This is a genomic window from Methylocystis echinoides, from assembly GCF_040687965.1.
In the GTDB taxonomy this organism is placed as follows: Bacteria; Pseudomonadota; Alphaproteobacteria; order Rhizobiales; family Beijerinckiaceae; genus Methylocystis; species Methylocystis echinoides_A.
This window is the reverse complement of sequence record NZ_CP156084.1, coordinates 3,304,560-3,319,101: the sequence shown is the minus strand read 5'-3', so window position 1 is coordinate 3,319,101 and position 14,542 is coordinate 3,304,560. Positions and strand designations below refer to the sequence as shown.

At 65.6% G+C, this 14,542-nt stretch carries 19 protein-coding genes; 10 read left to right on the top strand and 9 right to left on the bottom strand.

The window, feature by feature from the left end:
• Positions 1-5: 5 nt before the first annotated feature.
• The gene (locus tag RVU70_RS16265) at positions 6-920 is read left to right on the top strand and encodes a hypothetical protein (protein ID WP_363348137.1); all 915 of its coding nucleotides are present in this window, start codon (positions 6-8) and stop codon (positions 918-920) included.
• 57 nt (positions 921-977) lie between these two features.
• Here the strand turns inward: RVU70_RS16265 and RVU70_RS16260 are convergent, their stop codons facing one another.
• Positions 978-1,442: an Hsp20 family protein gene (locus RVU70_RS16260; RefSeq protein WP_363348135.1), complete on the bottom strand. Its 465-nt coding sequence runs from the start codon at positions 1,440-1,442 to the stop codon at positions 978-980.
• Positions 1,443-1,621: 179 nt separating this feature from the next.
• Here RVU70_RS16260 and RVU70_RS16255 point away from each other — a divergent pair, with 179 nt between their 5' ends.
• Together RVU70_RS16255 and RVU70_RS16250 are read left to right on the top strand one after the other, a co-directional pair.
• Positions 1,622-2,188, top strand: a complete 567-nt coding sequence (locus RVU70_RS16255; protein WP_363348133.1) for a TlpA disulfide reductase family protein — start codon at positions 1,622-1,624, stop codon at positions 2,186-2,188.
• 82 nt (positions 2,189-2,270) lie between these two features.
• The gene (locus tag RVU70_RS16250; protein ID WP_363348131.1) at positions 2,271-3,212 is read left to right on the top strand and encodes an alpha/beta hydrolase; all 942 of its coding nucleotides are present in this window, start codon (positions 2,271-2,273) and stop codon (positions 3,210-3,212) included.
• Positions 3,213-3,256: 44 nt separating this feature from the next.
• Here RVU70_RS16250 and hisN read toward each other — a convergent pair whose 3' ends face one another.
• Both hisN and RVU70_RS16240 read right to left on the bottom strand, forming a co-directional pair.
• Entirely contained in the window at positions 3,257-4,060 is an 804-nt protein-coding gene (gene hisN, locus RVU70_RS16245; protein WP_363348129.1) for a histidinol-phosphatase, read from the bottom strand.
• 28 nt (positions 4,061-4,088) lie between these two features.
• Complete coding sequence (locus tag RVU70_RS16240; RefSeq protein WP_405044818.1) at positions 4,089-5,033, bottom strand: N-formylglutamate amidohydrolase; 945 nt, start codon at positions 5,031-5,033, stop codon at positions 4,089-4,091.
• A 179-nt stretch (positions 5,034-5,212) separates the two neighbouring features.
• Between RVU70_RS16240 and cpdR the strand changes: the two genes are divergently transcribed.
• Complete coding sequence (gene cpdR, locus RVU70_RS16235; protein ID WP_341108785.1) at positions 5,213-5,575, top strand: cell cycle two-component system response regulator CpdR; 363 nt, start codon at positions 5,213-5,215, stop codon at positions 5,573-5,575.
• A 145-nt stretch (positions 5,576-5,720) separates the two neighbouring features.
• Positions 5,721-5,951: a 50S ribosomal protein L31 gene (rpmE, locus tag RVU70_RS16230; RefSeq protein WP_363348127.1), complete on the top strand. Its 231-nt coding sequence runs from the start codon at positions 5,721-5,723 to the stop codon at positions 5,949-5,951.
• Positions 5,952-6,119: 168 nt separating this feature from the next.
• Here the strand turns inward: rpmE and RVU70_RS16225 are convergent, their stop codons facing one another.
• Together RVU70_RS16225 and RVU70_RS16220 are read right to left on the bottom strand one after the other, a co-directional pair.
• Entirely contained in the window at positions 6,120-6,656 is a 537-nt protein-coding gene (locus tag RVU70_RS16225) for a DUF1465 family protein (protein WP_363348125.1), read from the bottom strand.
• 300 nt (positions 6,657-6,956) lie between these two features.
• Positions 6,957-7,208: a hypothetical protein gene (locus RVU70_RS16220; RefSeq protein ID WP_363348124.1), complete on the bottom strand. Its 252-nt coding sequence runs from the start codon at positions 7,206-7,208 to the stop codon at positions 6,957-6,959.
• 145 nt (positions 7,209-7,353) lie between these two features.
• Here RVU70_RS16220 and RVU70_RS16215 point away from each other — a divergent pair, with 145 nt between their 5' ends.
• The 3 genes from RVU70_RS16215 to RVU70_RS16205 all read left to right on the top strand — a co-directional run bounded on the left by RVU70_RS16215 (position 7,354) and on the right by RVU70_RS16205 (position 9,042).
• The gene (locus tag RVU70_RS16215) at positions 7,354-8,145 is read left to right on the top strand and encodes an inositol monophosphatase family protein (protein WP_363348122.1); all 792 of its coding nucleotides are present in this window, start codon (positions 7,354-7,356) and stop codon (positions 8,143-8,145) included.
• A 4-nt stretch (positions 8,146-8,149) separates the two neighbouring features.
• Positions 8,150-8,653 carry a GNAT family N-acetyltransferase gene (locus tag RVU70_RS16210; RefSeq protein WP_363348120.1) on the top strand — a complete coding sequence of 168 codons (504 nt, stop codon included), beginning with the start codon at positions 8,150-8,152 and terminating at the stop codon, positions 8,651-8,653.
• Positions 8,654-8,829: 176 nt separating this feature from the next.
• Positions 8,830-9,042: a cold-shock protein gene (locus tag RVU70_RS16205; protein ID WP_363348118.1), complete on the top strand. Its 213-nt coding sequence runs from the start codon at positions 8,830-8,832 to the stop codon at positions 9,040-9,042.
• 162 nt (positions 9,043-9,204) lie between these two features.
• Here RVU70_RS16205 and pyk read toward each other — a convergent pair whose 3' ends face one another.
• Together pyk and RVU70_RS16195 are read right to left on the bottom strand one after the other, a co-directional pair.
• Entirely contained in the window at positions 9,205-10,653 is a 1,449-nt protein-coding gene (gene pyk, locus RVU70_RS16200) for a pyruvate kinase (RefSeq protein WP_363348116.1), read from the bottom strand.
• Positions 10,654-10,703: 50 nt separating this feature from the next.
• Positions 10,704-11,123, bottom strand: coding sequence for a DUF1036 domain-containing protein (locus RVU70_RS16195; RefSeq protein WP_363348114.1), 420 nt, complete (start codon positions 11,121-11,123; stop codon positions 10,704-10,706).
• 191 nt (positions 11,124-11,314) lie between these two features.
• Between RVU70_RS16195 and RVU70_RS16190 the strand changes: the two genes are divergently transcribed.
• Positions 11,315-11,899: an NAD(P)H-dependent oxidoreductase gene (locus RVU70_RS16190; RefSeq protein WP_363348112.1), complete on the top strand. Its 585-nt coding sequence runs from the start codon at positions 11,315-11,317 to the stop codon at positions 11,897-11,899.
• A gap of 8 nt (positions 11,900-11,907) precedes the next feature.
• Here RVU70_RS16190 and hemB read toward each other — a convergent pair whose 3' ends face one another.
• Positions 11,908-12,918: a porphobilinogen synthase gene (gene hemB, locus RVU70_RS16185; RefSeq protein WP_363348110.1), complete on the bottom strand. Its 1,011-nt coding sequence runs from the start codon at positions 12,916-12,918 to the stop codon at positions 11,908-11,910.
• Positions 12,919-13,031: 113 nt separating this feature from the next.
• On the opposite strand from hemB, the gene RVU70_RS16180 reads away from it, so the two are divergent.
• Positions 13,032-13,529, top strand: a complete 498-nt coding sequence (locus RVU70_RS16180; RefSeq protein ID WP_363348108.1) for a hypothetical protein — start codon at positions 13,032-13,034, stop codon at positions 13,527-13,529.
• 127 nt (positions 13,530-13,656) lie between these two features.
• On the opposite strand, the gene RVU70_RS16175 is transcribed toward RVU70_RS16180, so the two are convergent.
• Positions 13,657-13,977, bottom strand: coding sequence for a hypothetical protein (locus RVU70_RS16175; RefSeq protein ID WP_363348107.1), 321 nt, complete (start codon positions 13,975-13,977; stop codon positions 13,657-13,659).
• Positions 13,978-14,542 lie beyond the last annotated feature (565 nt).

The following is a 14,542-nucleotide window of genomic DNA, read 5'->3' as shown; positions in this document are numbered from 1 at the left end:
AACACATGTCTTCTGCCTGGCCGAAATGGCGCAAGCCGCTCGCGCTCGGACTTCTCCTCGCCGTCGGCGTCGCCGACGCGGCGACCGCGCAATTCTTCTTTAGGCCCTACTTCCACAGCTGGCGCTATGACTTCCCGCCGGACGAGGACGATCTGCCGCGCTATGGGTCGCGTCGCGCCGTCGCGCGCATTCTCGCAGGCGCGGGCTATGAACTCGTCGGCCCGCTCGGGCGTCGGGGGGATCAGATCGTCGCGACGGGCGTGAGCCGGCGCGCGGGCGAAGCGCGCTTCATCATCGATCCGTACGAGGGCGAGATCGTTCGCGCCACGCGATTGGGGCCAGCCGCGGAGGGCCGACGCTCGGACGAAGAGCGACTGGGGCCCGCTGACGGATCGCGGCCGCCGCCGGCCCGCGAGGGGCGCGCCGTCGAGACGCCGCGCCGCGCCGCGCGCGCCGCCCCACAGCCTCTGGTTGAAAAGGCTCCGCCGGGACGCAGCGAGGCGGTCGCGCCGAGCCCGAATCGGGCGATGCCGGGGCCAGCTAAACCGCTAGAGGCTGAAAAGCCTCTCGAGGCCGCGAACCCCCCCGAGCCGTCGAAGCCGGCAGACGTGGCGAAGCCCGTTGAGATTCAGCCCCCGCCGCCCGGGCAGACGACAAAATCACAGGACGAAGCGCCGCAGAAACCAGCCGAGGCGGCCAAAGCGGAGGCTAGGCCCGCCGCTCCGGCCACGACCCAGAAGGCCGCGCCGACGCGCCCCGTGGCGGCGCGCTCGACCGGCTCCTCGCATCGGGCGATCGTTCCGCCCAAACAGGCGGAGGGAACGACTGCGGTGACGCCCTCGGCGCCGTCGACGTCGACGGCGCCGGCGGCAAGCGCACAAACGCCCGCGAGCGTCGCCATGCCCAAGAGCGCGCAATAGACAAAAAAGAGGCGCCCGAAAGGGGCGCCTCGCTAAGACCTCGCGCTCTCTAAGAGATTACGCGGCCTTGGACTCCACGACCTTGGCGGTCGCGACGCCGCCGCCAATCTCGATGCGGCGGGGCTTCTGGGCCTCCGGGATTTCGCGCACGAGGTCGACATGCAGCAAGCCGTTGACGAGGCTCGCGCCCGTCACGACGACATGGTCCGCCAGCTGAAAGCGACGCTCGAAGGCGCGGGCGGCGATGCCCTGGTGCAGCATCTCGCGGCCCTCGGCGGGCGCGGTCTGCTCCTTGGAGCCTTTGATCGAAAGGGTGTTTTCGCGGGTCTCGATCGTCAGCTCGTCACGCGAGAAGCCAGCGACCGCAAGCGTGACCCGATAGGCGTTTTCGCCAGTCCGCTCAATGTTGTAGGGCGGATAGGAAGAGGCGCCGTCGACGCCGCTCGCCTGATCCAGAAGATTGAAGAGGCGATCGAAGCCGACCGTTTGACGATAGAGAGGCGAAAGATCGAAGTGACGCATGACATATCCTCCGTATGAAGCGACATGCGGCGCGCTGCGTTACGCGCCGCGCCTGTTTGCGCGTCCATTCCGGCCCGCGCTGGCTTCGATCTGGGAACGGGGGGAGCGAAGTTCAAGGGGGCGATGACAAGGACCCGCTCCCGACCAGCCGCTTTGGCCAAACGACAAGGAAGAACAATATGGTGCGCATATTCATCCTCTTGCTGTGTCTGGCCCTCGCGCCGGCGGCGGTCCGCGCCGAGATCCTCGGCATGCAGGTCCCGCGCATGGTGAGCGAAGAGGAAATGAAAGCCTCGCTCCGCGCGGTGGAGCTCGTCGACGAAAGAGGCGCCCTGCTCGATCTGTCGGCTTTGATGGCCAGCGGCAAGCCGACGCTCGTCTCGCTCTGGGCCCATTGGTGCCCGAATTGCCTTGCTGAAATTCAGGGCTACAAGGCCATCGCCAAGGCCTGCCCGCAGCGCTGGAACGTCGTCTTCGTCTCGGCGCGCGCCAGCGATTATCCAAGGGACCTCGCCAAGTTCCGGAGCTACGGCCTGCCGTGGAAATTCTACCGGGTGGGCGACGCGGCCCGGAGCGATCCGACCAAGGCCCGCGCCGCGCGCGCCTTTTACGGCGAGACGACTCAGGGCGGGGTCGTGACGCCGATGCATTATCTGGTCAATAGCCGCGGCGCCGTCGAGGCGATCGTCGCCGGCAGGATGGACTTTGCCGATCCCGAGCGGCTGGCCGCCTTCTGCAGACGCTGAGGCGCGCCCCGCCAGTTCGGCCCATGACTAAAAATGCACTATCCTTGCGCGAAGAATCGGGCTCGAGCGCCACGGAGACAACATGCGCGAACTGGTCGCGACGCCAGACAATCCGATCCCCGAGGGCGCCGTCGTCCATCACCTCCGCACACCCGACGGCCGGCGCCTGCGCGCGGCGAGCTTCCCCTGCCCCGTGAAGCCGCGCGGGACGGTCGCCGTCTTTCAGGGCCACAATGAATTCATCGAAAAATATTTCGAGACCGTCGAGGCGCTGCGCCAGCGCGGCTTCGACGTCGTCGCGCTGGACTGGCGCGGACAGGCGGGCTCGGAGCGCGAACTCGACGATCCGCGCAAGGGCCATATCGACGATTTTTCGCAATATCAGCGCGACCTCGACGTGTTTTGCGCCGAGGTTTTGAGTCCGCGGCCGCAGCCCTGGTTTGCCCTCGCCCACTCCATGGGCGCGGCGATCATGCTCGACATGGCGCATGCGACCCGGCCGCCCTTCGAGCGTCTCGCGCTCACCGCGCCGATGATCGACCTGCACAATCTTCGCTTCCCCCGCGGTGCGCGCTGGCTCGCCGACACGCTCGACATGTTGGGCCTCGGCGGCTGGTTTATTCCCTTTGGAAAAGGCCGATCCTTCTATGAGGGACCCTTCGAGGGCAACAAGCTCACGACCGATCCCATCCGTTTCGCCCGCACCGCCCGCATCGTCGAGGCCGCGCCTCGGCTCGTCATCGGCGATCCCACGATCGGCTGGGTCAACGCCGCCTTTCGAATGATGAAGCGGTTCGAGGCGCCCGAATATGCGCGCCACATTCGCGCGCCGATATTGAGCTTCGCGGTTGGACGCGAAGAAGTCGTCTCCAACCGGGCGATCGAGCGCTTCGCGCAAAATCTGAATAATTACGCTCTGATCAACGTCCCCGGCGCAAAGCACGAACTGCTGATGGAGCGCGACGAATACCGCGCGCAATTCTGGCGCGCTTTCGACGCGTTTATTCCGGGGAGCGGGGTTTGACGCGGGGTCAAATCTGACGCCGTGAGCTCCCCGCGCCCCGACCCCTAACCGGCCAGCAACCTCACCGCCGCTTCGTGGAGCGCCCGGTCGCCCGCCGCGATGATGGCGCCGCCCTTCGCCGCGTCGCCGCCGTCCCATGTCGTGACGACGCCGCCGGCGCCTTCGACGATCGGGATCAAGGCGACGATGTCATAAGCGTTCAGCCCCGACTCGATCACGAGATCGACGTGGCCGGCGGCGAGCGCGCAATAGGCGTAGCAGTCGCCGCCATAGCGCGACAGACGCACTTTCTCTTCGACGCGAAGGAACTTGTCGCGTAATTCGGGCTCGATCAGCAGCGGCGACGTCGTCATCAACGTCGCCTGCCCCAGCGTCGGACAGGGCCGCACGACAAGCTTGCGGCGTTCCTCGCCGCCTTTGCCGAGACGCGACGGCCCGCGCCAGAAGGCGGCCTCGCCGTCGCCGTGGAAACGCTCGCGGGTGAAGGGCTGATTCATCATCCCGTAACAGGGTCGGCCCCGGTGCGAGAGGCCGATCAGCGTGCCCCAGGTCGGGAAGCCGGAGATGAAGCTTTTCGTGCCGTCGATCGGGTCGAGCACCCAGACATATTCCGCCGCCTCGTCACGCGAGGCGAATTCCTCGCCGATGACCCCGTGGCTCGGAAAGGTGCGCTGGATCAGTCGGCGCATGGCGAGCTCGGCGGCGCGGTCGGCCTCCGTCACCGGATCGAAGGCGCCGCCATGCGCCTTATCGTCGGCGGCGATGGCGGTGCGGAAAAAGGGCATGATGGCCTCGCCCGAGACTTCCGCCAGCTCCTCGACGAATTTTTCGAAATCGACGACGGTCATTCCTGCTCCAGCGCCGGAAAGCCGCTGATTATTCGGCGGCCATCCGGCGCGGGCCGCCAAAGATTTTGTCACAGTCCTGCGCGAGGCCCGCGACGACCCCGGCGAGATCGGCGGCGATGGCCGCAAAGCGCGGACCCCTCTCCAATGTCGCCTCGTCCATGTAAAGGCCGCGTGAAACCTCGATCTGAATCGCGTGCCACCCCGCAGCCGGACGGCCGAAATGCTCGGTGATGAATCCGCCCGCATAGGGGCGGTTGCGCTGGACATGATGGCCGCGCGCGCGCAGCCGCTCCTCGACCCCCTCGACCAGTCCCGGCGCGGCGCTCGCCCCGTAGCGGTCGCCGATGACGAAATCGAGACGGCGCTTGTCGCCCCGGGCGGCGAGCGACGGCTCGCGCGCGCTGCTCGAGGGCATGGAATGGCAATCGACCAGAACGGCCACGCCGAAGCGCTCCTGCGCCCGCTCCATCAGCCCGCGCAGCGACGCGTGATAAGGCTTGTAGAGCGATTCGATCCGGCGCAGCGCCTCGTCGACCGACAGGCGGCCCGCGTATATTTCCCGCGCATCCGCCACGACGCGCGGAATGGTTCCCAGTCCCGCGGCGACGCGAAGCGAGCGCACATTGGCGAAGGGCGGCAGCTCGCCCTCGAAAAGCTTGGGATCGAGCTCGTAAGGCTCGCGATTGAGGTCGAGATAGGCGCGCGGGAAATGGGCGCGCAGCAAGGGCGCGCCGACCGCGGTCGCCGCTGCGAACAGCTCGTCGACATAGGCGTCCTCGGAGCGACGCAGCGCCGCGGCGTCAAGGCGCGCGGCGGCGAGAAACGCCGCAGGATAGACCCGGCCCGAATGCGGCGAGGAAAAAACCAGCGGCGAGGCGAGTTCGCGGGGCTCGAGCACCTCGAAGGGGGAGGCGAATTCGCTCTCGAGCGGGGCCTCGGGTTCCTGCATGCGTCGTGAATCAGACCCGGTCATTCGATCGTCCCGACTTGCGTTCCAGAGCCTGGGAGCCCGATCCCGCCCCTTTGCAAGCTTTGCGCATTATCCGTTATGTAATGGCCTAAGTTAACTTGGTGCGACCCAAGTTTCACCTGATATTTACGAAGCTGCGGCTCTATGGGCAAAAAGACGCGAGGACGGCGATGAACGATCGGATGACGGCGAAGATTCTGCTGGCGGAAGACGACAACGACATGCGTCGTTTCCTGGTGAAGGCGCTTCAGCAGGCCGGCTTTTCCGTCACGTCCTTCGACAACGGCCTCTCGGCCTATGATCAGCTGCGCGTCGAGCCTTTCGAGCTGTTGCTGACAGACATTGTCATGCCCGAGATGGACGGAATCGAATTGGCGCGCCGCGCCACCGAGCTCGACCCCGACATCAAGGTCATGTTCATCACCGGATTCGCCGCCGTCGCGCTCAATCCCGACAATCAGGCGCCGCGTCAGGCCAAAATCCTCTCCAAGCCGTTCCATTTGCGCGACCTCGTGAGCGAGGTTCAGCGCATGCTCGCCGCCTGAGGGCGCCCGCCCCCGCCGCGGCCTTGCCGAACGGGGCGCATTGCGCTAAGAGCGCAGCCAAATCGCTAATTCAACCAGCCGCCCCGCGCTGAAAAAGGCGTCACGGGGTCGCGCTCGTTCAAAGATCGCAGGAAGGACGCGTGCAATGAAAAAGGATATCCATCCCGACTATCACACGATCAAGGTCGTGATGACCGACGGCTCCGAGTATCTGACGCGCTCGACCTGGGGCAAGGAAGGGGACACGATGAACCTCGACATCGACCCCAAGACCCATCCGGCGTGGACCGGCGGCTCGACGCAGCTCCTCGACCGCGGCGGCCGTCTGTCGCGCTTCAACTCCCGTTTCGGCGGTCTGAGCTTCGGCAAGAAGTAAGCAGCCGCGCAGCTTTCAAGAAATGCAAAAACGCCGAAGCGCCTGTCGCTTCGGCGTTTGCTTTGTTGGGAGGCTCGTGACGCGGCCTCGTTCTGCGAGACGCGGCGCGACGCGCCGAGAGCGTCGCCGCCTCGAAAGGAGGCAAAGCCCGGTCATGAGCGGGGGTCTCTACTGCGTGAAGGCGTCCCGGAGCCTGGCCAATTGCTCCTGCACGGGGCTCGCCGTTGGCGCCGATTGCGCCGTCGCCGCCTCGGGTCCGGCGTAGATCAGCTGGTCGAGATGAATAATGCGCGCCTGAAGCCGCAGCGAATGCAGCGCGAGCTCGCGCAGGCGCTGCGGCAGGCGCTGGAACATGTCCGGCGCGGAGGCCAATTCCTGGTGCTGGAGCTTGACCCGATGGCGGTCGCTGGCCGCCTGCGTCCGCGTCAGCTCGCCCTGATTGACGGCGCGCTGAAGCAGCAGCCAGGAGGCGACTTGCATCAACCTCGTGGTGAGACGCATGCTTTCCGCCGCATAGGCCAGAGCCTCGGTGCGCGGCAGAGCCTTGGCCTCGTCGCGGCCGTCGCCGTCGAGATAGGCGGCGGCCTCTTCGACGAGCCCCATGCCCTCCTTGAACATTGCGCCGAAAGCTTCCGAACCCGCAAGCTTTTCGACAAAGGAAACGGGCTGGCTCTGCTCGCCCCGATTATCACTCACACGACCCATGCCACGCTCACGCTTGCTGCGGGGCTCAAAAGCCCGCGGACTCGATACAAGGGGAACATTAGCGCACCCGACCCCGGCGCGCCTCATTAGCCGACTTTTAACCTTAACTGCACAACGCTGGATTTGAACACAAAAAAAGAGCCGCAAATGCGGCTCTGAAGGCGTGACAGGGAGGCATCAAGGACGAGTGGAAGAGAAAAGGCCACTCGGGGCCCACGCTTTGGGCAACGTCAAGCTAGGCGCGAGTTGGTTAAAATACTGTTAAGAAGTCCATGCGGCGGCGTTTCGATGCGCCGTCTTTTAGGCCCTCACCTGCAAAGCGGCGACCGCGCCGCTCGCGGGCGACTTCTCGACGCGGGGAAGCTGGGACACGCCGATGCAAAGGCCGACGAGGAAGGCCGTCCGGGCCAGCTGCCCTGGATTGATGCGGCAGAATTTCGGGCGAGGCCGCGCCGGACGCACGGTTTGCGCGGTTTCGCGCGTGCGGGCGGGATTGAAAGGCGCGGCGGGCCTGACCGCCGCCGCACGATAACCAAGCTCGATATGCGCCATGGAAGGCTCTCCGAAACCATTATTGTTAAGGTTTGGGGTAAATGCTTAATTTTCTGTTAATCACGCTAACCCCGCGCCGCTGCTTGACGCGCCGCCGGTCGGGATGCATTTGAACCCTCCCCCTTCTCCCCGAGGCCTTTCCGAGATGATTCGTTCCGCGTTGATGAATGTCATGACCGCCGCCGCCATAAAGGCGGGCCGCGGCCTGAAGCGTGATTTCGGCGAGGTCGAAAATCTGCAGGTTTCGGTCAAAGGCCCGGGCGATTTCGTCACCGCCGCCGATAAGCGCGCCGAAAAGACCCTCTTCGAGGAGTTGTCCAAGGCGCGGCCGGGTTATGGCTTTCGGCTCGAGGAAAGCGGCGTCGTCGAGGGTTCGGACAAGAGCCATACTTGGCACATCGACCCGCTCGACGGCACCTCGAACTTCCTGCACGGCGTGCCGGTGTTCGCGGTTTCCATCGCGCTGGAGCGCGAGGGCCAGCTGGTCGCCGGCCTCGTCTACAATCCCGCGAGCGACGAGATGTTCGTCGCGGAAAAGGGCCAGGGCGCCTATTTCAACAATCGCCGGATGCGCGTCGCCGCGCGTCGCTCCCTCGCCGAGTCGATGGTGGCCTGTGGCATCCCGCCGCTGGCGCGGCTCCGAGATCACGAATCCTTCAAGCGCGAGCTCGCCGCTGGAATGGCCAAGATCGGCAATATCCGCCGCATGGGCGCGGCCGCCATGGACCTCGCGATGGTCGCCTGCGGGCGCTTCGACGGCTATTGGGAACGCGGCATCAATAGTTGGGACGTGGCGGCCGGCGTCGTGCTGGTGCGCGAGGCCGGCGGCTTTGTCTCCGACCTCACGGGGGGCGGCGACATACTGGCCAAGGGCGAAATCTGCGCCGGCAATGAGACGATCCACCGCCTGCTTCTCGACGTGATGAAGAAGGCGTGAAGCCGTGACCGACGCCGTGACCGCCTCCGAAACCGCGCCCCCCGGGGCGGCTGCCGAGCCCCTGCTGCGCCGGCGCGACGACTCCGACTGGCCGGCATTGCTGGACCTCTGGGTCGCCGCCTGGCGCGCCACCTATCCCGAGATCGACTTCGAGGCGCGGCGCGGCTGGCTGACCCGGCAGATCGCCAAGCTGGAAGCGGAGGGCGCGGTCACGCTCTGCCTTTTCCCGGATGAAGCGACCGCGCTGGCGGGTTTTGTCGTGATCCATCCGCAAACGGGCTGGCTCGATCAGATATGCGTCTCGCCCGCCTGCAAAGGCGCCGGCTATGGCGACAGGCTGATGGCGGCGGCGCGCGCGGCTTCCCCCGGCGTCGTGCGGCTCGACGTCAACGCCGACAATTCTCGAGCCATTCGCTTCTACGAGCGCGGCGGATTCATGCAAATCGGCCGGGGCGCCAACACGCTGTCCGGCCGCGCAACGATCATGATGGAGTGGCGTCAGCGATAACTTCCAAGTTGGCGCTTTCTTTCTTTGCGGAAAACCCCATATTGGCGGAATCGGGTTTCGGCCGGAACGTTCTTGCTCTCTCGTCTCAAGACGTCGGCGCCTGACATTCTTCCAAAATTCGATGAGAAGACGCCGCACCCTGCGGCCGTCCGTTCATGTCTCGAAAGGACACGCCAATGCAGACTGGCGCCGTGAAATGGTTCAATGCACAAAAAGGCTTCGGTTTTATTCAGCCTGACGCCGGCGGAAACGACGTTTTCGTCCACATCAGCGCCGTCGAGCGCGCGGGCCTGCGCGATCTGGCCGAGGGCCAGAAGGTCAGCTACGAGATCGTTGTCGACAAGCGCAGCGGCCGTTCGTCGGCCGACAATCTCCAGATCAAGAACTGATCGAAGATAGGGGGCCGCCGGCCCTCTCTGACGGATTGACGCCCCTCGTGCTTCGAGACGCCTGCTCCGCAGGCGCCTCAGCATGAGGGGCTTCTTTTTGAGGCGCCTCGCCGCGGGTCGAAGACGCGGCCGCCTCGGGGAAACCGGACCGCGCCGACCCTTTTACGACCCCTCGCCCGCCTGCCTCGCCTCTTCGCCCACATGGGCGATGCGAATCATATTGGTCGCGCCCGGCGAGCCGAAGGGCATGCCCGCGACGATGATGATGCGGTCGCCATCCTCGCCGAAGCCTTCGCTCTTCGAATATTCGCAGGCGCGCTTCACCATGTCCTCGATGTCGACGGCGTCGCGCGTCTCCAGCGCGTGAACGCCCCAGACGAGCGCGAGGCGGCGCGCCGTGTCGCGCTTCGGGGTCAAAGCCAGAATGGGGGACTGGGGACGCTCGCGCGCGATGCGCAGCGCCGTCGAGCCCGATGACGTCCAGGCGCAAATCGCCTTGCAGTGCAGCGTCTGCGCGACGTCTCGCGCCGCGACCGCGATGGCGTCGGCGGAGGTCGGATCCGGAAGCTCGCCGCGCTGGGCGTTGATGATCGATCGGAAGAAGGCGTCGGTCTCGACCTCCTCCGCGATCCGGCTCATCGTCGCGACTGCGTCCTGCGGATATTGACCGGCGGCGCTCTCCGCAGAGAGCATCACGGCGTCAGCGCCCTCGAAGACGGCGGTCGCGACGTCGGACACTTCGGCGCGCGTCGGCAGCGGCGAGAGAATCATCGATTCGAGCATCTGAGTCGCAATCACCACCGGCTTGCCGAGACGGCGCGCCGACCGGTTGATCCGCTTCTGCAAGCCGGGCACGCGTTCGAGCGGCACTTCGACGCCGAGATCGCCGCGCGCGACCATCAGCGCGTCGGAGACTTCGATCACCTCTTCCAGGCGGTGGATGGCCTGCGGCTTCTCGATCTTCGCCATCACCAGGGCGCGGCCCTTGGTGATCTGCTTGACCTCGATCACGTCCTCCGGGCGCTGCACGAAGGAGATCGCGACCCAGTCGACGCCCTCCTTGAGGGCCGCTTCGAGATCGGCGCGGTCCTTGGTGGTCATCGAGGTGATCGGGATCTCGGTGTCGGGCAGGCTCACGCCCTTGCGGTTCGACAGGCGGCCCGCCACGTCGACGACTGCATGAGCGCGCTCGGGCGTCGTCTCGACGACATGCAGACGTACGCGGCCGTCGTCGATCAGAATCGTGTCGCCGACTTTGAGCGCCGCCAGAATTTCAGGATGCGGCAGCCGCACGCGGGTGACGTCGCCGGGCTTGGGATCGGAATCGAAGACGAAGACGTCCCCCTTGCGCAGATGCACCGAGCCTTCCTCGAAGGCGCCGATGCGCAGCTTCGGGCCCTGGAGATCGACCAGAATGCCGATGGCGCGCGACATCTCGGTTTCGATCTCGCGGATCGTGCGGACATAAGCCGCGAGCCCCGCGTGATCAGTGTGGCTCATGTTGATGCGGAACACGTCGGCGCCCGCGCGCACGAGCCCGGCGATGATCGCCTTGTCGACTGTCGCCGGTCCCAGCGTGGCGATAATCTTGACGCGCCTGAGCCTTCTCATTTCCGTTCCCAAATCCTTATGCCTGGAGCCGCTATAGCACGGCGTCCGTGTCACTGCGCCGATGCATTGGGGTCCGTGAGCTGCACCGTCCAGCTTTTGGCGTCGCGCCCTGTGTCGATCTCGAAGAATCCGGTCCTGTCGTAGCCGCGCGCGAAGCAGTCGTCGCGTCCGTCGATGCGAAACTCCCGGTCGCGCGTGCACATGAAAGCCTTGCCTTTCCACTCGCCGCCGCGCTCGTCCATCGCATAGACATAGTAAAATTGCGCGGCGAGCGGTCCGCGCAGCAACGTCTCGCAGGCGGTCGGCCGCAGGTTCCACCACCCTTCCGAAAGCCAGCTTTTCCCATCCGTATAGGCGATGGCGACGCTCACGCGCGTGCTCGTGTTGTTGCACAGGCGGAAATCGGCGCGCGCCGGCGCCGTCAGGGCCAGCCCCGTCAGAACGGCGGGAAGGAGAAGGCGTCGAATCATTGGCAGGAGCGAAACCGAAAGGACCATCGGCGGCGGCCTAGAAGCGCCGCCGCTTTGCGGAAGGCAAACCACGTGAGGCCGTGTTTGTCCACCCCGACCGCGCAAAAGTCCAGGTCGACAGCGCTGCGCCGTTGAACCGCTTGGCCTTTGGCTCCAGTTTAGAGAGAGTCAGGCGCAGGGGAGGCTCACATATGGCCAGGCGGATCGCGATTATCCAAGGACACCCGGACCAGAGGCCCGAGCGCTTCTGCCGGGCGCTCGCCGAGGCCTATGCGAGCGGCGCTGCGCAAGGCGGTCACGAAACGCGCCTCATCGACGTCGCTGCGCTGGATTTCCCCCTGATCCGCACCCAGGCCGAGTTCGAGAGCGGCGCGCCGCCCCGCGCCATCGCGTCGGCGCAGGAGACGCTGCGCTGGGCCGATCATTGGGTGATCGTCTATCCGCTGTGGCTCGGCGACGCGCCGGCCCTGTTCAAAGCCTTCGTCGAGCAGACATTCCGGCCGGGTTTCGCGCTGCGCTACCGAGAGGGGCGCCTGCCCGAAGGCCTTCTGAAGGGAAAAACCGCGCGGGTCATCGTGACGATGGGCATGCCGGCGCTCGTCTACCGCTTCTTCTTCTTCGCGCACGGCCTGCGCAATCTCAAACGCAACGTCCTCAATTACGCCGGCGTCTCGCCCGTGCGCGACACGCTGATCGGATCGATCAAGGACATGGACCGCGCGACGGGCGAACAATGGCTTCGGCGCGTGGAAGCGTTCGGGCGCATGGCGCGCTGACGCCTCCCCTATTCGCGCAGCAGCGCCGCCGCGCGCGGCGCGAAATAGGTCAGAACCCCCGCGGCGCCGGCGCGCTTGAAGGCGAGCAAGCTCTCCATCATCGCCCGCTCCTCGTCGAGCCAGCCGTTGCGCGCCGCGGCCATGATCATCGCATATTCGCCCGAGACCTGATAGGCGAAGGTCGGCGCATGGAAAGTCTCGGCGACGCGATGAATGATGTCGAGATAGGGCATGCCGGGCTTCACCATCACCATGTCGGCGCCCTGCTCCAGATCGAGCGCGACTTCGCGAAGCGCCTCGTCGGTATTGGCCGGGTCCATTTGATAGGCGCGCTTGTCGCCGCGCAGCGTCTTGTTGGTGCCGATGGCGTCGCGGAACGGCCCGTAGAACGCCGAAGCGTATTTCGCCGCATAGCTCATGATCTGCACGTTCTGGAAGCCCGCCGCGTCGAGCGCCGCGCGAATGGCGCCGACGCGCCCGTCCATCATGTCGGAGGGCGCGATGATGTCGGAGCCTGCGCGCGCCTGCGTGACCGCCTGCTGGGCCAAGACCGCAACCGTCTCGTCATTGACGATTTCGTCGCCCCGCAAAATCCCGTCATGGCCGTGGCTCGTATAAGGATCGAGCGCGACGTCGGTGATGACGCCAATCTCGGGCGCCGCCGCCTTGATGGCGCGGCAGGCGCGGCAGACGAGATTTTCCGGATCCAGCGCAACGCTCGCCGTCTCGTCCCGCAATGTCGGATCGGTGTTGGGAAAGAGCGCCACGGCCGGGACGCCGAGCGCCGCCGCTTCAACGATCGATTGAACCGCAAGATCAATCGACAGGCGGAAAACCCCGGGCATGGAGCCAACAGGATCTCGCCGCCCGTCTCCCTCCGTCAAAAACACCGGCCAGATCAAATCCGAAACGTCGAGCGTGTTTTCGCGCACGAGACGGCGGGACCAGTCGCTCTTGCGATTGCGGCGCGGACGCTGGATAAGCGTGAGCCGCGTCGGTGAAGTCTCCCTGTCCGTCATGGTCGCCTCCTTTTGAAAGGACGCTTATCACGCGCCCTTCCGGCTTTCGACTCCTGGAAGCGGCGCCGTTATACATATGGCGCGTTCGTTCCGCTCGCGGAAGGAAAGAAAAGATGGTCGCCGCGGGCCTGTGCTCTCCACTCACCACGATCGCCGCAGCTTTGCTCGCCACGGCTTGTAGCATCGGGCTCGCCGGGCCGGTCCTTGCGCAGCAGGATGCGGCGCCGGCGACGCGCGCAGCCCCGGCGCAAACCACGCCCAAGCCGACGACGGCGAAAGCAGCGAAGCCCGCGCAGCCGGCGCCGCCAAAGCCACAGAAGTTGGAAAGCGGGCCCATGCCGAAAGCGCCCGCGGCGAAGAATGCGCCGGGATCGCCTTCATTGCCCGCGCTCCCGTCGCCGCCGCCCGCGAGGCTCCAGCCGTTGCCGCCCATCGATACGTCGACGCCGCCGCCGCTGTTGCCGCGCGCGTCTCGGGAGCGCATGCGCGCCTGTGCGGAAGAATGGGATCAGATGAAGCGCCGCGGGACCGCCGGTCTACCGACCTGGCGCGAATTCGCAACGCAATGCCTCACGCGCCAGAGCCGCGGCGAAGAGGAACAGGCCCAGTAGCAGAGCCCTCTCGAACAATTTCGCCCGAGGCGCGCCACGTAAGCGCTTCCCCGGGCGGTGAGGTCTTTACGCCGGGCGCATTCACGACGCACGACCCTTCGATCACGCGTGGCGAAGACGCCTCCCTTCAGGCGCCCTCGTTCGTCGGGGTGGCTGGCGGCGCCACCTTTACTTTTCGCGGCGAACGCTTCTTGGCGGTGGCCTTTTTCGTCGTCGCCTTCTTGGTCGCGCGCTTTTTCGTCGCCGCCTTCTTCACCGTGCCGCGCTTCTTCGTCGCCGTCTTCTTCACGACGCGCTTCTTCGTCGCAGCCTTGCGGACGCTCTTCTTGGCGGTCGCCTTCTTCGTCGCGCGCTTCTTGGTCGCCGCCTTCTTGGTCGCGGTTTTACGCGCGCCCTTCTTCGCCGCCGCCTTCTTGGCCGGCTTACGCTTTGTAGTAGCTCTCGCCATAATAAGTCCCCTTGATCCGAATTGCCGGAACTATGGTCGACCGACAATACGCTCAACTAGCGTAACGTGGTTAATCACTGGTTCAAGTGGCGCCGCGCGCAGTTGAGCGTTTCAACGCGCGTCTCATCCTCTCGCGGCAGGCGTCGACAAAGAAGAAAAGCGCCGCATTCACCTGTCGAAGTCTTGCGCGAGTCGCTTCTCGACGAACTGCCGCGCACTGGAATGGAACGCACGCGCTGAGCGGCCGTCACGCGCTCGCGACGGTCGACGCACAGACGCCGACGCGTCGCGCAGCACGGGCGCATGCATTTTCAAATTCTTGTTTTTCTTGAACATGCACGCATTTGCCGAATGACTGCCCGATCGACCGCGACATGGCGCGACGTAATGACCGCCTGCATCGTCGCGCGTCGATCGCATCATTGCCTGCATCGCCGCGGACGGTGGCGCATGCGCTTTCGCGGTTCGAACAAGCATGGCGCAGAGACCCGTCTGTCGCCGGCGCGACACGTCGAAAAAAAATTGTGCGCGACGCTCGAAAAAAGCAAAAAAATGTCGGCCGGGA